Genomic DNA, 25,366 nt, shown 5'->3' with positions numbered 1-25,366 from the left:
CAAACCATCCGAAAAAGGGATTGCGGTGGTGATGCACGACCGTATTTTTTGATGGCGGTGTTGTAAACGTTTCCTTGGGGGATCGGCCGATGTTGACGGCCGTTTGACGCCGTCCATCGGCGCATGCGGAACGGTTGATCATGAAATGGGAGGTTTGGCGATGAAAAGATTGAAAGTGCTTTCGCTGCTGCTCCTTGCGGTCATGCTGGTGCTGGCAGCCTGCGGCGGCGGCAGCAAAACCACCAACAACTCCGGCAGCAGCACCGGCTCCGACAGCGGAGCACAGACCGAAAACAGCGGCAGCTCCAACACCGGCGCAGACGGCGGTTCGGAGCCGTCGGAAGAACCGGCGCCGATCGACCTCGGCGGCCGCACGATCCGCGTAGCCGCATGGTGGGATCCGAAGCCGGCGGGCAACACGGTCGACGAGCAGGCTCGTCTCGACAAGATCGCCGAGCTGGAGCAAAAGTACAACTTCACGTTCGAGTGGATCAACATTCCCTATGAAGAATACCTGGACAAACTGACGACGTCCACGCTCGCGGGCGAGCCGTTCGCCGACATCGCGATCATCGAGTACCGTCAGGTGCTGCCGCTCATCAAGCAGGGCCTCGTGCTTCCGATCAGCGAGTTCACCTCCGCGACGGACGATATCAACAACGAACAGCGTCTGCTCAGGAAACTGCCGGCCATCGGCGGCGACGAGTACGCGTTCGCCGAGCCCGGGGTTTCGGTCGTCGGCGTGTTCTACAACCGTGACCTCGTGAAGCGTCTCGGCGTGAAGGATCCGCAAGAACTGTTTGAAGCCGGCCAGTGGAACTGGGAATCGTTCCTGGATCTCGCAAAGCAGGCAACCCGCGACACGGACAATGACGGCGTGATCGACACGTTCGGCTATGCCGGCTGGCACGCTGACGCCGCCCGCCATTTCGCCGTGGCAAACGGCGCGATGTTCGTCAACGAAGACCTGACGCTCGGCATGAACGACCCGCGGATGATCGAAGCGCTCGAATTCGTCAACCGTCTGTACAACGTCGAGAACGTCGTCAAGGTCAAGACGGGAGACTGGACCGAAGGCGACACGTTCAAGGACGGCGACGTCCTGATGTCGATCAACTACGACTGGAACATGGGCGATCTGAGCTTCGAAGTCGGCGTCGTGCCGAACCCGCCCGGTCCGCAATCCGACGGCAAGCACACGTACGCCAACGCGACCCAAAACGGCTGGTTCATGCTGAAGGGAGTCAAGGATCCGCAAATCGTGTACTCGATCTTTGAACAAAGCTTCGACTACCCGAGGACGGCCGAATATCTCGGTCAAGACTGGCTGGAGTCCCGCTTCAAGACGGAGAAGGACATCCAGATCGCGCTCAACCACATCAACGGCACGGGCCGCATCACGATCGAAGAATACATTCAGGACTTCCCGTTCTACGCGATCATGGACGAAATCTTCGTGCAAAACCAATCGGTGTCCGCAACGATCGAGAAATACGTGCAACAGGCCGAAGCTGCTCCTGAGAAGCTGAGAAGCTGAGGTCACAAACGGCCTTTCAACGGGAAAGGGTATGCCGGGTCATACGGCATACCCTTTCTTGTTAGGGGTTGTTTGGTTATTAGGATAATGATCGATGGAATCCGCAGCGTCCCGCCCCCATGGTCCTGCCGGTAAACCCGCCGTACAGATTGTTCCCTCCGTGGAGATGCCGGTTGATGGCATGGGTCCGGATCCGGCAAGCGGCCGGGGCCGTTCCGGTCTCTTTCCGGACCAAAACAAAACCAAACAAGACATAACGTGAAAGCGGATTTGCAATTGACTGTTGTTTTGTCCAATGATACGATTGTTATGTACAACAACCGTCGTCGGAAGGCTGGCGTTTCGCTGTCGCCCGTCCGCGCGGCATGCGTGACCGTTTTCCCGGAAGATCAGCATGTATGGAGGGTCCGGCCATGCGGGTTTATCTTTCGGCGAAAAACGGGAGGCGGCCGGCCTGGAATCGGCGCAAGCCGTTTGACTGAATCGGGAGGGCTGACCTTGAAGGGGATTCCACGGCTCAGAAACATCGCCATATCCGCTCTGTGCGCCGTGACGGCGTTCGGATTGCTCTTGCCGGCCGGACCGCGCGCCCTGGCGGAAAGCGATTCGGATGCCGGCACGCAGCCCTTGCTGTCGGCGCTTGAAGTCGACGATTTGTACGACCTGGTCGACGGCCGGGTCAAGTACGACGATTATCTGGCCCGATATGAAAGCGCCACACATCCGGAGCGGGAGATCGTGGTCGAAGCCGCGCAATACGAGGCCGTCCACGGCGACGGCTTCTTCGTGGTCGAGGACTTCGAAGGCCAGGAGGGAGCATCGCTCGTAACCGGCGAGCAGGGTCAGGTGGACTGGACCATCGACATTCCGGAAACCGGACTTTATCATATCTCGATCCTGTATTATCCGATCGAGGGGAAGAGCTCCAGCATCGAACGGATGCTGCTGATCGACGGCGAAGTGCCGTTCCGGGAAGCCGCCTACCTGCAGTTCGACCGGATCTGGGACAATCAGCACGACGAAGTGAAGCGTGACAACCGCGGCAACGACCTGCGTCCCCAGCAGGCCGAAAAGCCCGAGTGGCGCGAGGCGATGTTCAGGGATTACGAGGGCTATTACGAGCAGCCGTTCCAGTTCTACTTCACGGCCGGGCGGCACACGATCTCGCTCGTCTCGTCGCGCGAACCGATGGTGATCCGCCGCCTGAAGCTGTTTCGGTACGAGGAGCCGGCTCCCTACGCCGAGGTGCTCGAGCGATACCGGGCGGAAGGGCTCCGCGAAACCTCCGGCATCCTGGTGACCGTCCAGGGCGAGGACGCGGTCGCCAAGTCGTCGCCGACGCTCTATCCGCAGACCGAGCGCTCGACGGCGGCGGTCACGCCGTACAGCCCGTCGAAGGTCCGGATCAACACGATCGGCGGTTACAACTGGCGCATTCCCGGACAATGGATCGAATGGGAAGTTGAGGTGCCCGAGACCGGGCTATACAAGATCGCATTCAAGGCGCAGCAGAATTTCGTCCGCGGCATCTATTCGACGCGCCGGCTCTATGTGAACGGCGAGATTCCGTTCAAGGAAGCGGAGCGCCTCGCGTTCAAATTCAAGAGCGGCTATCGTCTCGATGTCGTCGGCGACGGTGAGGAAGCGTACCTGGTCAAGCTGAACAAGGGCAAGAACAAGATCCGGCTGGAAAATACGCTCGGCGTGTTCGCGACGCACATCCGCGAGGTCGAGGAGAGCCTGTTCAACCTGAACAACATGTACCGGAAAATTCTGATGATCACCGGCGCGTCACCCGACCCGTTCCGGGATTACCGGGTCCACATCCAGATTCCGAACCTGCTCGATACCTTCCGGTTCGAGCGCGACCGGCTGAAGCGGATCAGCGACGAGCTGCGCCGGCTGTCCGGGGGAAGCGGCAACGCCGAGGCGATGCTGAAGACGATGTACCACCAGCTCGAGGAACTGATCGAGGATCCCGACACGATCCCGCGGCGGCTGAACGCTTTCAAGGTCAACACCGGCGGCCTCGGCACCTGGCTGCTGACCGCGCGGGAGATGCCGCTTGAAATCGACGAGATCTATATCGCCTCACCCGACGTCAAGTTCCCGAAGGCGGGCGCGGGATGGTTCAACGAGCTCAAGCACCAGATTCTGACGTTCGCGTATTCCTTCGTCATCGACTACAACACGATCGGCAACGTCGTCGACGAGAAATCGCAGCGGACCATTACCGTCTGGATCGGCAGCGGCCGCGACCAGGCGAACACGCTGAAGCAGATGATCGACGAGACGTTCACGCCGCAGACGGGCATCAACGTCAACCTGCAGCTCGTGCAGATGCAGAACCTGCTGCCGGCCACGCTGGCCGGACAGGGACCGGACGTCGCGATGCAGATCGCGAACGATATTCCGGTCAACTACGCGATGCGCAACGCGGCGGTCGATCTGACCCGGTTTCCGGACTTCGGGGAAGTGGCGAAGCGCTTCCGCCCCAGCGCGCTCGTGCCGTATACCTATGAAGGCGGCGTGTATGCGCTTCCGGAGACGCAGACGTTCCCGATGCTGTTCTACCGGAAGGACGTCCTGAAAGAGCTGGGCCTCAAAGTTCCCGAAACCTGGGAAGATGTCGCCGATATGCTCGCCGTGCTGAACAAGAACAACATGCAGTTCGGGCTGCCGCTTGTCATCACGCCGTCGTATCCCGGCGAGAACCTGCCGCCGAACCCGCTGTTTTCGGCGCTGCTCATGCAGAACGGCGGCGAATTCTACCGCGACGGGGGCCGGGCGTCCGGGCTCGATTCGCCGGTCGCCGTCGAGACGTTCAAGATGTGGACCGAATTCTACACGGACTACGGGCTGGAGCGGGAGTTCGACTTTGCGAACCGGTTCCGGACGGGCGAAATGCCGATCGGCATCTGGGACTATACGATCTATAACCAGCTCACCGTCTTCGCGCCGGAGATCCGGGGCATGTGGGGATTCGCGCCGATCCCCGGCACGGTGCAGGAGGACGGCACGGTGCGGCGCGACGTGACGAGCACCGGCGTCGGCACGATCATGCTGAAAAACGCGAAGGACAAGGAAGCGGCATGGGAATTCATGAAATGGTGGACCTCCGCCGACACGCAGACGAAGTTCGGGCGGGAAATGGAAGCGCTCATGGGCGCCGCGGCGCGGTATCCGACGGCCAACATCGAGGCGCTCGACAGCCTGCCGTGGCCGGTTCAGGACTACATGAACCTGAAAGCGCAATTCGAGTGGGTGCAGGGCGTTCCGGAAGTGCCCGGCGGCTATTTCACCGGACGCCACCTGATCAACGCGTTCTACCGCGTCGTCGTCAACGGCAACAACGAGCCGCGGGAGACGATCACCGAATACGTGGAATACATCAACGACGAGATCCGCACGAAACGCAAGGAATTCGGCCTGCCGGAGTAAAGGGAGGGACGGAACGTGTCGAATATCGCGATTGAACCGCAAACGCCGGCAGGCACCGGCAGGCAGCCGCGCCTGCGCGCATGGTGGGCGGTCAAGAAGCGGGAAATCAAGTTGCACAAGCATTCGTACATCCTGATGGCGCCCTACATGACGCTGTTCTTCACCTTCACCGTGCTGCCGGTCTTCATGTCGCTGCTGATCAGCTTCACCTATTTCAACATGCTCGAGTTTCCGCGGTTCATCGGCTGGCGGAATTACGCGCGGATGTTCCTCGAGGACGACGTGTTCCTCATCGCGGTCAAGAATACGCTGCTGTTCGCCGCGATCACCGGTCCGGTCAGCTACCTGGCCTGCTTCATTTTCGCCTGGATCATCAACGAGCTCGGACCGAAGCTCCGGGCGTTCATGACGCTCGTCTTCTACGCGCCGTCGATCTCCGGGAACGTCTATTTCATCTGGCAGATCATCTTCTCCGGAGACCGGTACGGCCTTGCGAACGCCTGGCTGATCAAGTTGGGCATCATTCTGGAGCCGATCCTCTGGCTCAAGACCGAGAAATACATCCTCGCGATCATCATTCTCGTCCAATTGTGGCTCAGCCTCGGCACGGGCTTCCTCGCGTTCATCGCCGGCCTGCAGACGATCGACAAGACGCTCTATGAAGCGGGAGCCGTGGACGGCATCCGGAACCGCTGGCAGGAGCTGTGGTACATCACGCTGCCGTCCATGCGTCCGCAGCTCATGTTCGGCGCCGTCATCCAGCTCACGACGTCGCTCGCCGTCGCCGACGTGTCGATCAACCTGGCCGGGTTCCCGAGCGTCAACTACGCGGCCCAGACGATCGTCACGCACCTCATCGACTTCGGCACGATCCGGTTCGAGATGGGCTACGCGTCCGCGATCGCGACCGTGCTGTTCATCCTGATGGTCGGCACCAACCTGATCGTGCAACGACTTCTCAGGAAGGTGGGGCAGTAAGCATGAACATGATCCTGTCCTTGCGCCGCGGAAGACGCGTCAATCGCTCCTTCCTGGGAACGTTCGCTTTGTTCCTGTTCCTCGCGGTATTCGGCGCGTTCATGGCGCTGCCGCTGGTGTTCGCGATCAACGCGGCGTTCAAGCCGCTCGACGAGATTTTCCTGTTCCCGCCGCGGCTGTTCGTGCGCAATCCGACGCTGGACAACTTCATCGATCTCGTCGAACTGCTCGGCAACTCGTGGGTGCCGTTCACGCGGTACATTTTCAACACCGTGTTCATCACGGGCGTGGGCGTCGTCGGTCATGTCATCTTCGCGTCGGCGGCCGCCTATCCGCTGGCGAAGCACAAGTTCCCGGGGCGGAACGTGTTGTTCCAGATCGTCGTCCTGTCGCTCATGTTCTCGCCCGCGGTCACCTCGATCCCGAACTACATGGTCATGTCGTGGCTCGGGTTCGTCGACACGTACTGGGCGGTCATCCTGCCGGCGTTTGCCTATTCGCTCGGGCTGTATCTCATGAAGCAGTTCATGGAGCAGATTCCGGACGCGCTGCTCGAGGCGGCGAAGATCGACGGCGCGAGCGAATACCGGATCTTCTGGTCGGTCGTCATGCCGAACGTGAAACCGGCCTGGCTGACGCTCATCATCCTCGTCTTCCAGATTCTGTGGGGAACGGACGGAAACGGCTTCATCTACAGCGAGCAGCTGAAGACGCTCCACTTCGCGTCGAACCAGATCATCCAGGGCGGCATCGCGCGCGCGGGCGTCGGGGCCGCGGTCGCGCTCATTCTGATGAGCGTGCCGATCACGATCTTCATCTTCTCGCAGAGCCGCATCATCGAGACGATGGCGACTTCGGGGATGAAGGACTGAGGGGGGATCGACGCGTGAGAACGAAGAAATCGCTTGTGCTTGCGGCGATCATGTCCCTTCTGGTCTTGACCGCCGCGCCGGCCGCCCAGGCGGCGACGCCGTACGAGGCGTATACCTACAACTATTATGCGGATGCGGTGGCACTGCCCGCGCCTTTCCTGCCGGAGCGGATCGTGAACGGCGCGAGCCTCGGGGTCGGCGATTTCAAGCTGCCGAACGACCTTTACATCGCGAAGGACGGAACCGTTTACATTCTGGACGGCGGCAACAACCGCATCATCGTGACGGACGCGAATTGGAATCTCGTCCGCATCATCGAAGGGTTCGACAACAACGGCACCCGGGACGCTTTCGGCAATCCGAACGGCATTTTCGTGTCGGACAACGGCAAGATCTACATCGCGGACACGGACCGGCGCCGCGTCGTCGTGCTGGACGGGGACGGCAGCCTCGTGAAAATCGTCGAGAACCCGCAGTCCGAAGTGCTGCCCGACAATTTCGAGTTCGTGCCGCTCAAGGTGACGGCGGACCCCGCGGAACGGATCTTCGTCGTCGCGCGCGGCGTGTACGAAGGCATCATGCAGTTCAACGACACCGGCGAATTCCTCGGTTACGTCGGCACGATCAAGGTGCAGCCCAGCCTGGCCGACCGGATATGGCGCTGGCTCGCGACGGACGAACAGAAGTCGCAGATGGTGCTGTTCATTCCGACCGAGTTTTCCAGCGTGGACATCGACCACAAGGGATTCGTGTACGCGACGAACATCGACACCGGTTCGTCGGAGACGATCAAGCGGATCAATCCGCTCGGCCAGGACGTCATCAAACGGTTCGGCCACTATCCGAACGTCGGCGACATCCGCTACCGAACCGTCGGCAGCGATTCGGGTCCGTCGAAACTGACCGACATCAAGTATATCGGCGACGGCATGTACGTCGTGCTGGACTCGAACCGGGCGCGCATCTTCGCCTACAATGACGAGGGCGAACTGCTGTACGCGTTCGGCGGCCGGGGCACCCAGCTCGGCCTGTTCAACACGCCGGTGGCGGTGGAATGGCAGAACGGCAAGCTGGTTGTGCTCGACCGGGGCAAGAACAACATCGTCATCTTCAAGCCGACCCGGTTCGGACGCCTCGTCCACGAGGCGACTTCGCTCCAATACAACGGCAATACCTCGGAAGCCGTCGTGCTGTGGAAAGAAGTGCTGCGCCTCAACGCGAACTACGACCTCGCCTATCTCGGCATCGGCAAGTCGCTGCTCATGGAGAAGAAGAACAAGGAAGCGATGGAATATTTCAAGCTGGGCATGTCGCGCAAGTATTATTCCCTCGCTTTCAAACGGTATCGCCGGGAAGTGATGCAGGAGCATTTCGGCGCGTTCATGACGACGGTCGTCGTCCTGATCGCCGCGTTCGCCGCCTTCCGCATCGCAAGGAGAGTCCGGCCGGGAAGGAGTGCGGGACATGAGGCATGAGTGGAAATTCCCGTTCCATATCCTGTTCCATCCGTTTGACGGGTTCTGGGATCTGAAATACGAGAACCGGGGCAGAATGCGCGTCGCGATGGTGATTCTGCTCCTGTTGGTCGTCGCGACGTCGCTGATGAAGCAGTTCTCCGGCTTTCTTGTCAACTATTACGATCCCCGCTATCTGAACACGCTGGACGATCTGATGTTTACGGTGCTGCCGTTCTTCCTCTTCTGTGTTGCCAACTGGTCGGTGACGACGCTGATGGAAGGGGAGGGCAAGTTCCGGGAGATCGTCATCGCGACGGCCTACGCGCTCTTGCCGATGATTTTGATCAACATCCCGCTGACGTTCATCAGCCGGTTCCTGACGAACGAGGAAACCGCGTTTTACTGGATGCTGAACAGCTTCGGCGCGCTCTGGTTCCTCTGGCTGCTGTTCGTCGGCAACATGACGATCCACCAGTACACGGTCACGAAGGCGGTGGTCACGCTCCTCCTGACCGTCGCCGCGATGGGCATCATCGTCTTCCTCGGCGCGCTTGCGCTGGTCATCTGCATGGATATGTACTGGTTCGTCTATGACATCTATCGCGAACTCATTTTCCGCTAGAAGGGGGCCGCACCAGGGATGAGACGGAGAAAATGGTACGCGGTGCTGGCCTTCCTGCTGGTCGCCGGCATCGCAGCCGCGTCGTACTACATGGCGACAAAGGGCGCTCCGGCGGTCGACGCGGCCCGCTACACGACGGCGGCCGCGGAGGAACTGCCGGCGTCCGAACTGAAGTTCCTCGCGGACGGCCGGAACGCCGTTCCCGGCATGAAGCCGGTCGCGGAGACGGATGCGCTCGCGCTTTACTATTCCGAAGAGACGACCGCGATCGCGGTGCTGGACAAACGGAGCGGCAAAGTATGGCGCAGCAATCCGGAGGATCTCGAGAGCGATCCGATCGCTTCGCCCTACGAGAAGGAAGCGCTCGCTTCGCAGGTGACGGTGAACTTCCGTAATGACATCGGAACGCTCGGTACGTTCACGAACTACGCGATGAGCATCATGAACGGCCAATTTACGGCGGAATCGATCGAGAACGGCATCCGGATCACCTACGTGCTGGGCGATACCGAGCTCGGCATCGACGCGCTGCCGAAGCGGATCAGCAAGGCGCGCTTCGAAGAAAGAATCATGAGCAAGGTCGACGAATCGGCTCAGGCGACGCTCCGCAGGGCATATGTGGCGCTGAAGGACAACCCCGACGTGCTGGAACGGCTCGATACGTATGTCGAGCGTCCGCTCGTTCTGGCCCGTGTGCTGGCGGCGTTCGAGCAGGCCGGATACACCGCGGAGGACCTCGCGTACGACAACGAGGAGAACGGCATCGGCGGCGCCTTGACCGAGAAGCCGAGCTTCACGGTGGTCGTCGAGTACCGGCTCGAGGGTGACACGCTGGTCGTGTACGTGCCCGGAAGCAAGATCGAAGAATCGGAAGGATTCAAAATCCGGAACATCGAGCTGCTCAAATTTTTCGGCGCGGCCGGCACGGACGAGCAGGGCTACATGTTCGTTCCGGACGGATCCGGCGGTTTGATCTACCTGAACAACGGCAAGAAGAACGCCGAAATCTACAGCCAGCGCGTGTACGGCGACGATCTGAACGACAACACGCGCCGGAGGAAACAGATCGCGGAATCCGCGCGGCTTCCGGTGTTCGGCTTGAAGTCCGGCAACCACGCCTGGTTTGCGGAAATCGAACTCGGCGAAGCGATCGCGAGCATCACCGCGGATATCAGCGGCCGTCAGAACAGCTACAACTACATTTACGCCAGCTTCCAGATCCGCGGTGAAGACGAGCTCGAGCTGTACCGGGGCTCGCGGGGCGTCGAAGAGATCCAGCTGCTGACGGATGCCCGCTATACCGGAGACATGCAGATCCGGTTCAGCTTCCTCGCGGGAGAAGACGCCACCTATTCCGGCATGGCGAAGCTGTACCGCGAGCGACTGCGGGCAGCCGGCAAATTGAAACCGATGGAAAAGGAAAGCGATCTGCCCTTCTACGTCGACGTGCTCGGTGCGATTGACAAGCGCAAGTCGTTCCTCGGCGTGCCCTACAAGGGCATCACGGCGATGACGACGGTGGAGGAGGCCGGCGAGATCGTCGACATGCTCGAATCCCGCGGCATCCGCAACATCCGGATGCGGTATCTCGGCTGGTTCAACGGCGGGTACAGCCATTCGCTGCCGTCCAAGGTGGACATGGTGAACAAGCTCGGCAGCCGGAAGGAGCTGAAGCGGCTCGCGGAGCGGCTTGAAGCGATGGGCGGCGGGCTGTATCCGGACGTCGCGCTGCAGCATGTGCTGCGGGACAGCTTCACGTTCAAGCCGGCGTCCGATTCGGCGCGATTCGTAACGCGGGAACAGTCGCTCAGGCATCAATACGACCGCGCCCTGAATCGAATGAATTCCCTTCTGGGCGGTTACTGGCTGCTGTCGCCGGCCAAGTTGCCCTACTTCGTCGACCGATTCATGAAAGGATACGACAAGTACGGCATCGACGCGGTGTCGCTGCGGGATCTCGGCGATCTGCTGCACGCGGACTACCGGGTGAGGCGGGTCGTGTTCCGCGAAAACGCGAAGAACATCGCGGTGGAGCAGCTTGCAAAGCTGAGCGAACGCTATTCCGATGTGCTGATCACGGGCGGCAACGCTTACGCGCTGCCCTATGCGGACCAGATTGTCAATGCGCCGATGGAGTCGAGCCGCTTCAACATCGTGGACGAGACGGTGCCGTTCTATCAGATGGTCATCCACGGTTCCGTCGACTACGCCGGTTCGCCGATCAATCTGCATGACGAGCAGGACATGCGTTATCATCTGCTCCGCCTGCTCGAGTATGGCGCGGCGCCGCATTTCCTGTGGTCTTACGAGTCGTCATCGGAGCTGAAGTTCACGCGTTACGATTACCTGTTCTCGACCCGGTACACCGATTGGATCGACGAGGCGGCCGAGCTGTATGCAAGGCTGAACGACGCGTTGGCGGGCTTGAGGACGAAGACGATCGAAGAGCATGTCCGCCACTTGGACGGCGTCGTCGAAGTCCGCTATTCGGACGGAACTTCCATCTTCGTCAACTATACCGATGAGACGGTGACGGTGGGCGGCGTGAGGATCGAAGCGCGGAATTTCACGGTGGGAGGTGATTCCAGATGATCCGGATGCGGCTGACCTTGTCGCAGAGACGGGCGATCCTCGGAATCTTCTTCATCCTGCCGTGGTTGATCGGTTTCGTCTTCCTGTTCCTTGCGCCGCTGATCGAGTCGATCCGCTTCAGCTTCAGCAAGCTGATCGTTGCGCCGGACGGATTTACGCTGCAGTTCATCGGTATCGCGAACTTCAGGGAGGCACTGGCGGTCGACCCCGAATTCAACCGGGTGCTGACGCAGTCGGTGCTGGAGATGTTGTACGACGTGCCGATGATTCTGTTCTTCAGCCTGTTCATGGCAACGCTGCTCAACCAGAAGTTCCGCGGCCGCTCGGTCGCCCGGGCCATCTTCTTCCTGCCGGTCATCCTGGCGTCCGGCGCCGTGGAAGCGGCGCAGCAATCCGGCCTGATCCAGATGACCGGCAGCGTCCAGGCAGCCGAGGATCTGGCTCAGCAGCAAACGGGCTTCGACCCGATGATGGTCGTCCGGATGCTGGGCAACGCCGGCATTCCGGAATGGTATGTCGATTATATTTCGTCGGCGATCACCCGGATCTACGAGATCATCAGCAGCTCCGGCGTGCAGATTCTGATTTTCCTCGCCGCGCTGCAGTCGATTCCGTCTTCGATGTACGAAGTGGCGAAAATCGACGGCGCGACGGCCTATGAAATGTTCTGGAAGATCACGTTTCCGATGGTCAGCCCGCTCATCCTGACGAACGTCATCTATACGATCATCGACTCGTTCGGCGACAGCCCGGTGACGGAGCGGATCTACCAGACCGCGTTCCAGACCCAGAACTTCGGTCTCAGCGCAGCCATGGCGTGGCTTTACACGCTTTCCGTCAGCCTGCTGCTGATCATCGTGGGCTTCCTGATTTCGCGCAGGGTCTTCTATCACAACTGACATGGAAGGGAGGAACGGGTCCGTGGCTGCTCCGAAATTGCTCGATGTTCGAGGGAAAAGGCTCGAGAACGAAGGGTACGTGATCCGGTACCAGCGCATCCGCAACCGATCGATGTCCTGGCTCTGGTCGCTGTTCCGGTTCGTGCTCATCCTCGGCATCGGTTTTATCATCATTCGTCCGATCCTCCAGCAGATCTCGGTGGCGTTCAAGAGTCCGGAGGACATCTACAATCCGACGATTTACATGATTCCGGTCCACTTCACGCTCGAAAACATCAAGAACGCGCTGGACATTCTCAATTATTGGCCGCTGCTCCGGAATACGCTGTTGTTCGTCGTCTCGACGACCTTGATGGCGACGGCCTCGTGCGCGCTTGCCGGGTACGGATTCGCGCGATTCGAATTTCCGGGCCGAAACATCCTGTTTGCGTGCGTCATCCTGACGATCCTGATTCCGGCGAGCACGCTCATGGTGCCGATGTACCTGCATTTCCGGAATTTCGACGTTTTCAATCTCGTCACGTTGTTTACCGGCCGGGAAGGCCTCAACCTGTTGAACACCTATTGGCCGTCCATCATCATGGCGGCGTTCGGCGTCGGCCTGAAATCGGGTCTCTACATCTATATCTTCCGGCAGTTCTTCCGCGGGCTGCCGAAGGAGATCGAGGAGGCGGCGCTGATCGACGGGGCGGGCGGCATCCGCACATTCCTGATGATCATGCTGCCGAACGCGATTCCGCCGATCATCACCGTTCTGCTGTTCGCGTTCGTCTGGCAATACAACGACACGTTCTACGCTTCGCTGTTCATGACCAACAGCGAGCTGATGGCGAACTCCGTCGCCGCCCTGCCGGCGAATGTGAACCAGCAATTGCCGCGGCTGCTCGGCATCGAGGGAACGGAGGTAAGGGCGGATCCGAACCATGTCGCGATGATCGTCGACACCGGCGTCCTGCTGTCGATCGCGCCGCTCATCATCCTCTATCTGTTCGTGCAGCGCTATTTCGTCGAGAGCGTCGAGCGCACCGGCATCGTCGGATGACCGGACCGCGGCCCGGCGCGCGGCTCCGGCCGCGTCCGGGCCGCTCTGCATTTGTTCCGGGGGAGGCGGGGAACGGGATGAAGGCGGTTGCTCGGGACGCGGGACGAGCTGCCGGCCTCAAGCGTGATCCGCTTCCCGGAGAACGGGAGGAAGGGACGGGGACGCGAGACCGTGAACGGTTCGGGAGTCACGGAAGAAAGCGGGCGGCACGCAAGTGCCGCCCTTGCTTTTTCGCCATGATCGGGTACAAACAAACATTTCTTTTGATTTCCTCTTGAAATTTTCGTAACTTTTTCCCGGGTTCGGCCGTCTAAAAATTAGGTTGGTAATCGACGCCTGCCAACGGTATCCGGAAGGGGTGGATGGATGGCATGCTTCGGCTCAGGGACAGGGCGCGGCGGGATGCCGCAGCCGCCGCGGTCGCCGGCGAGCGCGGCCCGGACCGGGAAGAGGGTCCGCTGCTCGTGGCCAGGGGCGTCGAACGCACGTTCGACGTCGGGGGCGAGAAGTTGCACGTCCTGAAGGGCATCAATCTCGAACTGCATCCGCGTCGGCTTGTCATGCTGCGCGGCCGCTCGGGCTCCGGCAAGACGACGCTGCTCAATCTGATCGGCGGGCTGGATACGCCGACCCGCGGCGAGATCTGGTTCGGGCCGCATGCGTTTCACAGGATGAGCGACGATGAGCGGACGATCGTCAGGCGGAAGGAGATCGGGTTCGTCTTTCAGGCCTACGCGTTGCTGCCGCTGCTCTCTGCCTACGAGAATGTGGAGCTGTCGCTCCGGATGGCCGGCGTGCCCAAGGCGGAATGGAAAGATCGGGTGACCCGGTGCCTGGAGCTGGTCGGATTGGGCAAGCGGATGCACCACCGACCCTTTGAGCTTTCGGGCGGCGAGCAGCAGCGGGTCGCCATCGCGAAGGCGATCGCCCACCGGCCCCGGCTGCTGCTCGCGGACGAGCCGACGGCCGAGCTCGATTCCCAGATGGCCGCCCAAATCATGAAGGTATTCCGCACGATCATCGAGACGGAGCACGTGACGATCTGCATGACGACGCACGACCCTACGATTCTGGAGGTTGCGGACCATGTCCACGAAATGGTTGACGGAAGATTCATCACCTAGACGTACCATGCACCGCAGGCTTTCGGCCCTGGCTTCGCTTTTCCTCGCCGTGGCGCTTGCGGCCGGCGGTTGCGCGCTGCTTCCGGACGAAGCGGAGGAAGAGGTGCTGCCCGAGATCAAGCCGCCGACGATTTCGAAAAAGCCCGAGTACGAGGTGACCACCGCCACGATCGAGACGAAGGTGCAGGCGATCGGCAAGATCATGAGCAGCCGGGAAGAGACGCTGTTCTTCGAACTGGACGGCAAGCGGCTCCGGACGCTCGACGTGAAGGTCGGCGACCGGGTGGAGGCCGGCCAGGTCATCGCCGTGCTGGACGTCGACGACATGGAGCGGGATCTGCGCCAGCGGAAGCTGCAATTCCGCTCCGTTGAACGCAACATGAAGGATGCGATTCGCAACCGCGACGAAATGGACCCGGTCGATTACGAACAGATGGTCCTCACCTTCGAGGAGCAGCGCCAGGCGATCGTCGATCTCGAGAACGAGATCGCGAAGGCGGTGCTCCGCGCGCCGATCTCGGGCACCGTCGTCCAGGTGCACGTCGAGAAGGGGGAGCTCGTCAAGGCGTACGACCCGATCGTCACGATCGCCGACACGGGCAATCTCGTGGTCACGGCCGACTTCTCGAAGACGGACCGCGAGAAAATCGCGGTCGGGATGCCGGCGATCGTCGACATCAACGGGGTGGGCAAGTTCGAGGGCAAGGTATCGATGCTGCCGGTGCCACGGGATGACGAGAGCGGCAATCCGCAGCAGCGGCGGTCCGAGCGTCCGGAGGATTACGTGCAGATCGACATCGGCGAGATGCCGGAGGGCGCGGTCCGCGGAACGCCGCTGTCGGCCAGCGTCATCATCAAGCGGATCGAGAACGCGGTCGTCATTCCGCCGTCCGCGCTCCGGACGATCGGTTCCCGGACCTACGTCCAGGTCGTCGAGCCGGACGGCAGCAAGCGCGAGGTCGACGTCGCGGTCGGTCTGCAGACGTCGACGATGGTGGAAATTCTCGAAGGTCTCGAACCGGGACAGAAAGTCGTAGGTCGATAGGCGATGGGCGTTCCGATGCTGCGGTTTCTGTTCCGCAAAATGTGGAATACCCGGTGGCTCACGCTCAGCACGGCGGCAGGGCTCATCGCGGCCGTCGCGTTCACCGTCAGCATTCCGATGTACGCGGACGGCGCGCTGAAGCGGGTCGTCGCCGATTCGCTGCGCGAGGCGAGCACCGGCATGCCGGCCGGCTCGCTCCTCATCCGCTATCAGGCGAGCGGCGGGACGCCGGCGTCCGAACAGGCCGGCTTTCCGGAGGTGGACGCCTTCATCCGCGACAAGATTCCCGGGCGGATCGGATTTCCGTACGACACGTTCGTGTCCGTGCGGACGATCCGCGGCGCGGAAACGGCGCCGGTCGACCCGACGAAGGTCGACGCCAGCCGCGTCCGGCAATTGACGATCGCCGTGATGACCGGCCTCGGAGAGAATGCGGAGATTACGCAGGGACGCATGTTCGGGGACGGGGCGGCGGAAGACGGCGTCATCGAAGCCGTCATGATGGAAGAAGCGCTGTACCGCAACGATCTGCACGTCGGCGACGAACTGTATTATCCGGTGCCCGGCGGACAGAACCGGGTCCTGAAGGTGAAGATCGTCGGCGCCTACATGCCGCTCGACCAGACCGACCCCTACTGGTTCCAGGGGTTCGAGTCGATCATGAACTATCTGCTCGTCGGCGAAGACGCCTTCGAGCGGGAGCTCCGGGCCAGGGGCGTGCCGATTCACAACGCCTACTGGTATTACGCGTTCGACCTGCGCGAGATCAAGACGAGCCAGCTTGCGCCGCTCCGGCGGACGCTGGACCGGCTCGACATCGAGCTGTACCAGATCCTGAAGGACACGCGGGTGGAGATTTCGTTCGCCGACACGCTGAGCGAATTCCGCCGCCAGGGATTGCAGCTGCAGACGCTGCTCTTCACCCTTGCCGCGCCGATGATCGCGATGGTCTTCTATTTCATCGCGATGAACGCAAGGCAATCGCTCGAGAAGCAGAAGGCCGACATCGCGGTGCTGCGCAGCCGCGGCGCCGGGACCCGGCAGATCATCGGGATCTACCTGCTCGAGGGCCTGCTGCTCGGCGCGGTTGCCCTGGCGGTCGGGCCGTTCATCGGCTGGTTCATGGCGAAGAGCATCGGCTCGGCGAACGGATTCCTGACGTTCGTCGAGCGCAAATCGATTCCCGTCGGGTTCTCGACCGAGGCGATGATCGCGGGCGCCGCGGCGGTCGTGCTCGCCATCCTGTCGATGGTGATCCCGGCCATCCTGTACGCGCGCTCTTCGATCGTCGACTACAAGCGGCGGCAGGCCCGCAGCGACCGCAAGCCGCTCTGGCAGCGATGGTTCCTCGACGCGGCGCTGATCGGCATCTCCGCCTACGGCTGGTACCTGTTCGACCAGCGGCAGATGCTGACGTTCCGGACCGGCATGACGACGGATCAGCTCAACGTCAACCCGTTCCTGTTCTTCGTTCCGGCCATCGCGATCTTCTCGATCGGCCTCTTCTGCCTGCGGCTGTTCCCGCTGCTTCTGAAGCTGGTCGGATGGCTCGGGCGGAAGATCATGCCGCTGCCGCTGTACCTGACGCTTACGCAATTGTCGCGGTCGTCAACCGCCTATTATCCGCTCATGATCCTGCTTATCCTGACGCTCGGGCTCGGCGTCTACAACGCCGCCGCGGCGCGCACGATCGATCTCAATTCGACCGAACGCATCCTGTACCGCCACGGAACGGACGTCGTCATCCAGACCGTGTGGGAAGGCCGCGCCGAATTCCGGACGCCGCAGAGCGGCGGATCCGGCGGCGGATCGGGCGGGGAAACCGGCGGCAATCCGGGCGGGGGTCCGGGCGATCCGGGCGGCGGCCCCGGTGGCGGACCGGGAGGCGGAGCGGGCACGCCGACCCGCATCAACTATATCGAGCCGCCGTTCGAAATCTTCCGCACGCTGGAAGGCGTGGAAGAGGCTTCGCGCGTGCTCAAGACGAAGGGCAACATCGTCGTCTCCGGCCGTTCGATCGGCCAGGGCATCCTGATGGGCATCGAGAACGACAAATTCGCCAAGGTGGCCTGGTTCCGGAACGACCTGTTCCCGGTCCATCCGTATTATTATCTGAGCTTCATGGGCGAGTACGAGCAGGCGGCGATCATCCCGTCCAACGTGGCGGAGCGGTATCAACTGAAGCCGGGCGATCTGATCTCGGTGGGGCTGACGGACGGCATGATCGAATTCGTGATCGTCGGCATTTTGCCGTACTGGCCGTCGCTCTATCCCGATCAGTCGCCGTTCGTGATCGCCAACATCGATTACATTTACGACCAGGTGCCGCTCATACCGTACGAGGTCTGGCTCAAGATGGAGCCCGAAGCGAAGGTGGCGCCGATCATGACGACGCTCATGGACCGCGGCATCGAGCTGGCTTCGGTCACGGACGTCCGCTCCGAGCTGATCACCCAGTCGAAGCATCCGACCCGCGGCGGCGTCTTCGGCATCCTCAGCCTCGGCTTCCTCGTGTCGGTCATCATATCGCTGGCGGGCTACCTGCTGTACTGGTTCTTCAACCTGACCGGACGGATCGTCCAGTTCGGCGTGCTGCGCGCGATGGGGCTGTCGCGGAAGCAGCTGACCGGCATGCTGCTGCTCGAGCAGCTCTTCACGGGGGGCCTCGCGATCGGCCTCGGATTCGTGATCGGCAAGATCGCGAGCCGGCTGTTCCTGCCGTTCCTGCAGACGGCGGAGAACGTCACGAGCGCCGTTCCGCCGTTCCGCGTCGTGTTCGAACAGCAGGATACGGTTCAACTGTACGTCGTCGTCGGCGTCATGATGCTGACCGGCGCCGCGTTCCTGTTCCTGCACATCCGCAGGCTGCGCGTGCATCAGGCCGTGAAGATGGGAGAGGAGCGGTAACCGATGGAGTCCACGTCGGAGACGATGATCGAATGCGAAGGTCTGGTCAAGATTTACAAGACCGACGATCTGGAGGTCGTCGCGCTGCAGGGGCTCAATCTGACGGTCCGCAAGGGCGAAATGATGGCGATCATCGGCAACAGCGGCAGCGGCAAGTCGACGCTGCTCAATATCCTCGGCGGACTGGACCGTCCGTCGGCCGGACGGGTGAGGGTCGGCCAATGGGATCTGCTCAAGATCACGGACGAGCAGCTCGTCGAGTACAAGCGGGACACGGTGGGATTCATCTGGCAGAACAACGCGCGCAACCTGTTGCCCTACCTGTCCGCGCTAGAGAACGTCGAAATGCCGATGATGCTGTCCGGCAAGCTGGACCGCGCCTACGCGAAACAGCTTCTCGAAATGGTCGGCCTCAAGGACCGGATGAAGAGCAAGCTGCACCAGCTCTCCGGCGGCGAGCAGCAGCGGGTCGCGATCGCGATCGCGCTTGCGAACCGTCCGCAGCTGCTTCTGGCGGATGAGCCGACCGGGTCGGTCGACACGAAGACGTCCGACATGATCATGGACATTTTCCGGCGGATGAACCGGGAGTTCGGCGTCACGATCGTCATCGTCACGCACGATCTGGCGCTGGCGGGCAAGGTGGACCGGGTCGTCGCGATCCGCGACGGGCTGACCAGCACCGAATTCGTAAAGCGCAACGAGAATCTCGACCGGGCGGAAGGCGGATTCGGCGGACTCCGGGAGGCGCACGAGGAGTACGTCGTGATCGATCGCGCGGGAAGGCTCCAGGTACCGAAGGAATATCTGGCCGCCCTCGGCATCCGCGACAAGGCCTCGATGGAATTTGACGGCGAGCGGATTATCATCACGGCGCCGAAATCATTGGAGGGATGAGGAACATGAATCGACAGGGAACACGGGCCGGCCAAGCCGGCGGATGGAGAAGATGGCTGCCGGCTGCGCTGGCGGCGCTGATGATGGCTTCGCTGCTGGCGGCGTGCAGCAGCGGCGGCTCCGGCGGCTCCGACGGCAACGGGGAACCGCGGAACCGGGTGCTCCGCATCGGCACGCTGTACGGTTCGGCGAGCGATGAATCCTGGTTCCGCCAGCAGTACACCGATTCGTTCGAGCTGCTGAACCCGGACATCGAGATCCAGATCGTGTCGGCCATTGACTGGAACAAGCAACGGTTCGCCACGGGGGAGGAGCAGCAGCAACCCGATCCGTACGAAGAGCTCAAGAAAATGCTGACCGGTGACAATCCGGTCGACGTGCTGATCATCGATTACGCCTATCTTCGCCGTCTGATCGAGGACAATCTGCTGCAACAGCTCGATCCCCTCATCCAGAAGGACAATTTCGATCTTGAAGATTTTGTCCCGGCGGTGCTGGAAGGCATCCGCGCGCTCGGAGACAACAACCTGTACGCGCTGGCGCCGACGTTCAGCTCGAACGCGCTCTTCTACAACAAGCGGCTGTTCGAGCAATACGGCGTGACGCCGCCGACCGACAACATGTACTGGAGCGATGTCCTCAACCTTGCGAAGCTCATCGCGCGCGGTGAAGGTTCCGAGCGGGTATTCGGCATCCAGTTCAACCGCTGGTTCGGCGATCCGTACTACGAAATGCAATCTACCTATACCCCGCCGCTCCAGCTGCGGATGTACGACAACAACGGCGAGCACATGACGGTCAACACGCCGGTGTGGGAGCGCGTCTGGACGACGATGGCGGATCTCTACATGAACGATATCGTGCCGACCTACGAGGATGTCGGCAACGTCTGGGAAGTGAAGGAAGGGGAGACGCCGAATCCGTTTGCCGGCGATCTGTTCATCATGGGCAGGGTGGCCATGATGACCGCCGATTACGGCTACATCAACGAACTGCAGGCCGCGGCGGAATACGCGAGCACGCGTTCCGATTTCGAGGCCCCGGATTGGGATGTCGTCACGCTGCCGCAGCATGAGGAAGCGCCCGGCATCGGCAGCAACACGTACCTGAACTCGATCACGACGATCAACGCCAAGGCGCAGAACCCGGACGACGCCTGGAGGTACGTCAAGTTCATCAACGGCCGGGATTGGGCGAAGCTGAAATCGCGCTCGATGCACGAACTGTCGGCCCGCAAGGAATTCCTGAAGCCGCCGGCCGGCCTCGATTTCAACATCGGCGCGTTCACGCTGCTCAGACCGGTTCCGCCCGCGAACGTCGACTACGAGAAGCTGTATCGGGAACATCCGAACCTCTGGCAAGTGGAAAACATCGGGCGGAACAAGTTCCAGGAAGTGATCGAGAACAAGAAGTCGGTCAAGGAAGCGCTCGCCGAATGGGAGACCGAAGGCAACGCCGTGCTGCAGAACAAGGGCGAATCGGGCGGCGAGATCGGCATCGGACCGGTCATTCCGTACGGGGGCCGTCTGGAAAGCGAAGTGATTGTCGTCGATTGACGCCGAACAGGCCGCCGCACCCGCCGAAAAGCGCGCCGTGCGCCGGGCGGCGGCCCTCCGGCCCGTGCACCTATTCCCCGCGTCCGCATGCGCTTGGTTTGCCGCGGATGCGGGCATTCTAAGAAGCGAATCTTCATTTGCGGGGAGGATCGGCATGGGCTGGGTCTACTGGAGCCGGCTGTATGATACGAAATTTCAGGCGGGTTGTCTGGTGAAGCGGATGGAGAACGACTGGTGGCTTTACGGTTGCCGGCTGCCGCGCGAAATCGAAGTGTTCCGCTCGCGCAAAGGCCGTTACGGCGTCCGCTACCTGCCGTAGGATCCCGGAACCGCCGCCCGCGGCGGTCCGGGATCCGCCCGCCCTGATACTTGACGTGCGCGGATCGGCTATTGTATAGTTAAGTTCGTCACCCGTGTATGGCATTTCATGTTTACGGATTGTCGCGGGGTGGAGCAGTCCGGTAGCTCGTCGGGCTCATAACCCGAAGGCCGCAGGTTCAAATCCTGCCCCCGCAACCAGTCTCACCTTTGCGGAAGCACCATCGGGGCCCTTAGCTCAGTTGGTTAGAGCGGTCGGCTCATAACCGATTGGTCGGGGGTTCGAGTCCCTCAGGGCCCACCTTGATGGGTCGGAATCGCGCCGGGGTGGCGGAACTGGCAGACGCACAGGACTTAAAATCCTGCGGGTGGTAACACCCGTACGGGTTCGATTCCCGTCCTCGGCACCATCGAATGTCCGTGATCCCTTGATCCACAAGGGATTTTTGATTTGCAGCCGGTTGGTGCCGCCACACGGAATCCGTGATCGTCCGAAACGCCGGATCGATGCATCCGGCGTTTTTGATTTGGCCGGACATTTCGGCCTGCGGAACGGCCATGATTGATGCACCGGGATAAAGGCAATATAATCAAATTATCCAAATGTTGCCGGACAACCCCGGAAATTGAAGGAGCACGGCCGAAAATGGCATACTTGCTTTTCGTAATCGGATCCCTGTTCGAGTATTTCGCGTACTTCATCTTCATGTTCACGCTGTTTCGTTTCCGCATCAAGCCCGGAATGATCGCGATGACGCTGCTCGTCGCGCTCCTGATGAGCCAGATCTCCTACGTCACGCGGCTTGAGGAGGACTTGAACGAACTGTCGTCCTATATCCAGCTTGCGCTGCTCGTCGTCTGGTGCTGCCTGCTGTTCAGGGTGCCGCCGTCCTATTCGGTCATCATGAATTTCTCGAGTTTTCTGGCGGGGTTTGTGCTCCAGGGAATCATCATAGCCGGCTTGATGTTTCTGCCGGATCTGACCTGGGCCGATATCCGGGACAACCCCTGGAAGGCGCTGTCCGTTCAAGTTCTGACGGCCGTCCTTGAAATCGCCCTGTGCCGGCTGCTCCATGTCATGAACTGGAACTTCGACTTCGTCCCGACGTCGCGCCGCGCGGATGTTCGGTTCGGCGGCGCGAACGCGGTTCTGCTGTCGGCCATCGTGCTGTGCGTCTCGCTTGCCGCCATCGCGGCCTGTCTGTTCCGCGACAGATTCGGCAGTTATTTCGTCGTCTCATACTTCGTGTTTTTCGTCACGCTGCCCGTCCTCCTGTACGAGCTGCTGAGAAAGGACTGCAAGGATGCTTCGTAAAACCGCGGGCGGGGATGAATGCGAAAGGCCGGCCGAATCGATCGGCCGGCCTTCGACCTGAACGAACGGGAGGCGCCGCTCCGACCATGTCAGGCACGGAAATCCGGTTTGTCACGCCCGGCCGGCTGCTGAATCCGGCCGGCGGTTTTCTCGAAGGCTACACCCATACGCTCAATCCGTATGCGGGCTGCGCGTTCGGCTGTTCCTATTGCTACGTCCGCCGAATGCCCGTCGGGTTGTTCCGCGGCAGGAATTGGGGAGAATGGATCGACGTAAAGCGGGTGAACCTGGAGGCGTTCCGCAAGGAATGGCGGCGGAGCAGGGAACGGACCGTCATGACCGTCTTCATGGGCTCCGCGACCGATCCCTACCAGCCGGTCGAAGCACGGTACGGCATCACGCGCGCGCTGCTGGAGGCGATGGCGGAGATGCCGCCGGATTTCCTGCTGCTGCAGACCAGAAGTCCGCTGGTCGTGAGGGACAGGGAACTGCTGCGGCGCTTCGGCGGCCGATTGCGCGTCAGCCTGACGATCGAGACGGACCTGGAGTCCGTGCGCAGGCGATTCACGCCGAAGGCGCCGCCCGTTGCGGCGAGATGGCGGGCGCTGCGGACGTTGCTTGATGCCGGCATCGACGTGCAGATCGCCGTATCGCCGCTTCTGCCGCACAGCGAATCGTTCGCCGTCGAGCTGGTGCGGGCGGCGCCCCGCATCGTCGTGGACGATTTTTTCCACGGCGACGGCGCGTGCGGCAAGCGGACGGAAGCGTTGGGCATCCGCGCGATGTACGAGCAGGCCGGCGAAGGGGAGCTGTACCATCCGGAGACCGCGCGCCGGTTTTTCCGCGAGCTGCGCCTCCGCGCCGAACCGCACGGCAGCACCGTGCTGTGGAGCCGGGAAGGGTTTCTGCCGCCGTGAAAGGCCGGGACGCGCCGGATCATTTCGGAAGCGCCAGCACCGGCGTGTAGGCCGATCCGATGTACACCGTCGCCGATACCTCGGTCAGCACCGGCAAATGGACGCGATCGGGATCGGGTCGCACCGGTTCGACATGGATGAACGCCTTGTCTTCGTCGAAGACGACGGACTTGACCCGGATGCCGTAGCCGGCATGCGGCACGGTCGCCCGCACGGTCACCGCGTTCACTTCACCGGTGAGCGGCTCGGATTCCAGCCGCAGATTCGCCAGCGGCGAAGGATCGGCCGCTTGGACGGGCTTGTCCGCCGCCTCCAGGCGGCGGAGGAACCTGATGGCCTCGTACAACATGCCGGCCGCTTCACCGCGCGTTACGGCCCGCTTCGGTTCGAAGCGGCCGCTTGCGTCCGTCTCCGCGATCCCGGCGTAGATCAGCGATTGCACGCTTCCCCGAAATTCCGGCGCGACGGCGTCCAGGTCTTCCATTGCCGGAGTCGGCGCGGGAAGCGCGAATCCGGCTTTCGAGACAAGCCCCCGATAGAGGTGATGGGCGAAGCGCTCGCGCGTCATCGACAGATCCGGTTTCACGCTGCGGGGCAGGTCCAGATGGAATCCTGCGGTAAGAAAGGCGTCGGTGTACCATCTGCCTTCCGTAACGAAATCGTAGAAATCGCTTGCCTTCGGTTCCTTTACGAGCGCGAGCGATTTTCGATCCAGCCCGAGCCCCGTGACGATCATCGTGATGCCTTCCGCATAGGTCAGCTTGTCCCCCGGCCGGAAACGTCCCTGCGCGTCACCCTTCAGAATGCCTTCTTCCTTGAGCTTCAGGATGCGTTCCTCGTTCGGATCGCCCGCGATATCCGGAAACGCCGCGGCCGTTCCGGCGGCAACGAACGCCAGCCACACCGCCAGCAGCGCCGCCGTGATCCGTCCGGCCGGGCGCCTGCGCGTCCCGCTCATGCCGATCACCTCCGAAACAATTGATGCGATCTGACAACATCGCTAACCATTGGACGCCCGATCCCGTCGAAAAGTTTCGAACGGAGGACGGATCGGGCGAAACGGCGATGTCGCCCGCGTCCGACCCACGGGGCCTGAACCCGCATTCCGGCTGCGTGCATCCGTCACGATGTGCCGAAGGACGGCAAGCCGATGCGACGGAGGGTGAGCCACGGGCGTGGCGCATCCGGACTTCCATCAAGAAACGCAATGAAAAAGAAAAAGAGCCCTTGATTTCCCAAGGGCTCCCGGTCATTCGATAATGGTGATCTGTAGTGGATTCGAACCACTGACCCCCACCCTGTCAAGATGGTGCTCTCCCAGCTGAGCTAACAGATCACGTTGTCATCGATTCGTTTGCATCGCAGTGACGATCTACAATATATCAGGTTTTACACCGCGAGTCAACCCCATTCGAAAAAAATTTGTCGTTGTTCTGTGATATTGTCAGGGTGTAACTGATCCGAGAAAATGTCAGTATGGGTAAGGAGCAGATCACCTTGACGAAGAGCGAACTGAAACGCGCTATGGTTCTTGAAAAATGGATCGATGGCCATCTCGCGGAACAGGATGTCGCGCGCATTCTTGGCATCAGTATTCGGCAAGCGTATCGGCTTAAGGCCAAATATCGCCTCGGAGGTGCACAAGCCATCGCTCATGGGAATCGGGGCCGTAAGCCCGCTCATACCTTGGCCGATTCGCTTAAACAACGCGTTATGCTCCTGTATCAGGAGCGCTACTTCGGAAGCAATGCCACCCACTTTGCCGAGCTGTTGGCCGAACACGAAAACATCCATTTAAGCGTCTCTTCGGTCCGCCGCATTCTGCTGGAAGGCGGGTTGCGTCCCGC

General features: G+C 61.3%; 19 protein-coding genes and 4 tRNA genes. 21 read left to right on the top strand and 2 right to left on the bottom strand.

The features are described from left to right. Positions 1-160 precede the first annotated feature (160 nt). The 20 genes from A9Z00_RS05035 (at position 161) to A9Z00_RS04940 (ending at position 23,519) form a co-directional block, all read left to right on the top strand. The gene (locus tag A9Z00_RS05035; RefSeq protein WP_296975074.1) at positions 161-1,537 is read left to right on the top strand and encodes an ABC transporter substrate-binding protein; all 1,377 of its coding nucleotides are present in this window, start codon (positions 161-163) and stop codon (positions 1,535-1,537) included. A gap of 498 nt (positions 1,538-2,035) precedes the next feature. Beyond that, positions 2,036-4,978 (top strand): extracellular solute-binding protein, encoded by a 2,943-nt coding sequence (locus A9Z00_RS05030; protein WP_296975073.1) that lies wholly within the window; start codon positions 2,036-2,038, stop codon positions 4,976-4,978. Between the two features lie 72 nt (positions 4,979-5,050). Next, positions 5,051-5,956: a carbohydrate ABC transporter permease gene (locus tag A9Z00_RS05025; protein ID WP_296975438.1), complete on the top strand. Its 906-nt coding sequence runs from the start codon at positions 5,051-5,053 to the stop codon at positions 5,954-5,956. Between the two features lie 2 nt (positions 5,957-5,958). Continuing rightward, positions 5,959-6,828 (top strand): carbohydrate ABC transporter permease, encoded by an 870-nt coding sequence (locus A9Z00_RS05020; protein ID WP_296975072.1) that lies wholly within the window; start codon positions 5,959-5,961, stop codon positions 6,826-6,828. 14 nt (positions 6,829-6,842) lie between these two features. Continuing rightward, the gene (locus A9Z00_RS05015) at positions 6,843-8,303 is read left to right on the top strand and encodes an NHL repeat-containing protein (protein ID WP_296975071.1); all 1,461 of its coding nucleotides are present in this window, start codon (positions 6,843-6,845) and stop codon (positions 8,301-8,303) included. Continuing rightward, positions 8,293-8,907: a Yip1 family protein gene (locus A9Z00_RS05010; protein ID WP_296975070.1), complete on the top strand. Its 615-nt coding sequence runs from the start codon at positions 8,293-8,295 to the stop codon at positions 8,905-8,907. Before A9Z00_RS05015 ends, A9Z00_RS05010 begins: the two co-directional genes overlap by 11 nt. A gap of 18 nt (positions 8,908-8,925) precedes the next feature. After that, entirely contained in the window at positions 8,926-11,499 is a 2,574-nt protein-coding gene (locus A9Z00_RS05005; protein ID WP_296975069.1) for a DUF5696 domain-containing protein, read from the top strand. Next, the gene (locus A9Z00_RS05000; protein WP_296975068.1) at positions 11,496-12,398 is read left to right on the top strand and encodes a carbohydrate ABC transporter permease; all 903 of its coding nucleotides are present in this window, start codon (positions 11,496-11,498) and stop codon (positions 12,396-12,398) included. The genes A9Z00_RS05005 and A9Z00_RS05000 overlap by 4 nt, the downstream gene beginning before the upstream one ends. 112 nt (positions 12,399-12,510) lie before the next feature. Next, complete coding sequence (locus A9Z00_RS04995; protein ID WP_296975437.1) at positions 12,511-13,440, top strand: carbohydrate ABC transporter permease; 930 nt, start codon at positions 12,511-12,513, stop codon at positions 13,438-13,440. Positions 13,441-13,811: 371 nt separating this feature from the next. After that, positions 13,812-14,564: an ABC transporter ATP-binding protein gene (locus A9Z00_RS04990; protein WP_296975436.1), complete on the top strand. Its 753-nt coding sequence runs from the start codon at positions 13,812-13,814 to the stop codon at positions 14,562-14,564. Beyond that, the gene (locus A9Z00_RS04985; protein ID WP_296975067.1) at positions 14,527-15,609 is read left to right on the top strand and encodes an efflux RND transporter periplasmic adaptor subunit; all 1,083 of its coding nucleotides are present in this window, start codon (positions 14,527-14,529) and stop codon (positions 15,607-15,609) included. The genes A9Z00_RS04990 and A9Z00_RS04985 overlap by 38 nt, the downstream gene beginning before the upstream one ends. A gap of 3 nt (positions 15,610-15,612) precedes the next feature. Next, the gene (locus A9Z00_RS04980; RefSeq protein WP_296975066.1) at positions 15,613-18,516 is read left to right on the top strand and encodes an ABC transporter permease; all 2,904 of its coding nucleotides are present in this window, start codon (positions 15,613-15,615) and stop codon (positions 18,514-18,516) included. Between the two features lie 24 nt (positions 18,517-18,540). Next, positions 18,541-19,413, top strand: a complete 873-nt coding sequence (locus A9Z00_RS04975) for an ABC transporter ATP-binding protein (RefSeq protein ID WP_296975435.1) — start codon at positions 18,541-18,543, stop codon at positions 19,411-19,413. 5 nt (positions 19,414-19,418) lie between these two features. Beyond that, entirely contained in the window at positions 19,419-20,969 is a 1,551-nt protein-coding gene (locus A9Z00_RS04970; RefSeq protein WP_296975065.1) for an ABC transporter substrate-binding protein, read from the top strand. A gap of 154 nt (positions 20,970-21,123) precedes the next feature. Further along, on the top strand, positions 21,124-21,288 hold the full coding sequence (locus A9Z00_RS04965; RefSeq protein ID WP_296975064.1) for a hypothetical protein: 165 nt from the start codon (positions 21,124-21,126) through the stop codon (positions 21,286-21,288). Between the two features lie 123 nt (positions 21,289-21,411). Next, positions 21,412-21,488 (top strand) — tRNA-Met (locus A9Z00_RS04960). Between the two features lie 26 nt (positions 21,489-21,514). Beyond that, positions 21,515-21,588: transfer RNA gene (locus A9Z00_RS04955), tRNA-Ile, on the top strand. Positions 21,589-21,608: 20 nt separating this feature from the next. Beyond that, a tRNA-Leu gene (locus tag A9Z00_RS04950) sits at positions 21,609-21,697 on the top strand. Positions 21,698-21,933: 236 nt separating this feature from the next. Continuing rightward, positions 21,934-22,602, top strand: a complete 669-nt coding sequence (locus A9Z00_RS04945) for a hypothetical protein (RefSeq protein ID WP_296975063.1) — start codon at positions 21,934-21,936, stop codon at positions 22,600-22,602. An 86-nt stretch (positions 22,603-22,688) separates the two neighbouring features. After that, on the top strand, positions 22,689-23,519 hold the full coding sequence (locus A9Z00_RS04940; RefSeq protein ID WP_296975062.1) for an SPL family radical SAM protein: 831 nt from the start codon (positions 22,689-22,691) through the stop codon (positions 23,517-23,519). Positions 23,520-23,538: 19 nt separating this feature from the next. Here A9Z00_RS04940 and A9Z00_RS04935 read toward each other — a convergent pair whose 3' ends face one another. Together A9Z00_RS04935 and A9Z00_RS04930 are read right to left on the bottom strand one after the other, a co-directional pair. After that, entirely contained in the window at positions 23,539-24,477 is a 939-nt protein-coding gene (locus A9Z00_RS04935; protein ID WP_296975061.1) for an S-layer homology domain-containing protein, read from the bottom strand. A 302-nt stretch (positions 24,478-24,779) separates the two neighbouring features. After that, a tRNA-Val gene (locus A9Z00_RS04930) sits at positions 24,780-24,855 on the bottom strand. Between the two features lie 161 nt (positions 24,856-25,016). On the opposite strand from A9Z00_RS04930, the gene A9Z00_RS04925 reads away from it, so the two are divergent. Then, a partial coding sequence (locus A9Z00_RS04925; protein ID WP_296974762.1) for a helix-turn-helix domain-containing protein occupies positions 25,017-25,366 on the top strand: 350 nt, incomplete at its 3' end.

Origin of the sequence: Thermobacillus sp. ZCTH02-B1 (genome assembly GCF_002159085.1) — a bacterium.
In the GTDB taxonomy this organism is placed as follows: domain Bacteria; phylum Bacillota; class Bacilli; order Paenibacillales; family Paenibacillaceae; genus Thermobacillus.
This window is presented reverse-complemented; position numbering and strand designations above follow the sequence as displayed.

Excerpts from the sequence above, each read along its gene's own strand:
- A9Z00_RS04935 (WP_296975061.1), bottom strand. The coding sequence starts at position 24,477 with ATGAGCGGGACGCGCAGGCGCCCGGCCGGACGGATCACGGCGGCGCTG.
- A9Z00_RS04980 (WP_296975066.1), top strand. The coding sequence starts at position 15,613 with ATGGGCGTTCCGATGCTGCGGTTTCTGTTCCGCAAAATGTGGAATACC.
- A9Z00_RS05005 (WP_296975069.1), top strand. The coding sequence starts at position 8,926 with ATGAGACGGAGAAAATGGTACGCGGTGCTGGCCTTCCTGCTGGTCGCC.
- A9Z00_RS05010 (WP_296975070.1), top strand. The coding sequence starts at position 8,293 with ATGAGGCATGAGTGGAAATTCCCGTTCCATATCCTGTTCCATCCGTTT.
- A9Z00_RS04940 (WP_296975062.1), top strand. The coding sequence starts at position 22,689 with ATGTCAGGCACGGAAATCCGGTTTGTCACGCCCGGCCGGCTGCTGAAT.
- A9Z00_RS05020 (WP_296975072.1), top strand. The coding sequence starts at position 5,959 with ATGAACATGATCCTGTCCTTGCGCCGCGGAAGACGCGTCAATCGCTCC.
- A9Z00_RS05035 (WP_296975074.1), top strand. The coding sequence starts at position 161 with ATGAAAAGATTGAAAGTGCTTTCGCTGCTGCTCCTTGCGGTCATGCTG.
- A9Z00_RS05000 (WP_296975068.1), top strand. The coding sequence starts at position 11,496 with ATGATCCGGATGCGGCTGACCTTGTCGCAGAGACGGGCGATCCTCGGA.
- A9Z00_RS04995 (WP_296975437.1), top strand. The coding sequence starts at position 12,511 with ATGTCCTGGCTCTGGTCGCTGTTCCGGTTCGTGCTCATCCTCGGCATC.
- A9Z00_RS04965 (WP_296975064.1), top strand. The coding sequence starts at position 21,124 with ATGGGCTGGGTCTACTGGAGCCGGCTGTATGATACGAAATTTCAGGCG.
- A9Z00_RS04970 (WP_296975065.1), top strand. The coding sequence starts at position 19,419 with ATGAATCGACAGGGAACACGGGCCGGCCAAGCCGGCGGATGGAGAAGA.
- A9Z00_RS04945 (WP_296975063.1), top strand. The coding sequence starts at position 21,934 with ATGGCATACTTGCTTTTCGTAATCGGATCCCTGTTCGAGTATTTCGCG.
- A9Z00_RS04990 (WP_296975436.1), top strand. The coding sequence starts at position 13,812 with ATGCTTCGGCTCAGGGACAGGGCGCGGCGGGATGCCGCAGCCGCCGCG.
- A9Z00_RS04985 (WP_296975067.1), top strand. The coding sequence starts at position 14,527 with ATGTCCACGAAATGGTTGACGGAAGATTCATCACCTAGACGTACCATG.
- A9Z00_RS04975 (WP_296975435.1), top strand. The coding sequence starts at position 18,541 with ATGATCGAATGCGAAGGTCTGGTCAAGATTTACAAGACCGACGATCTG.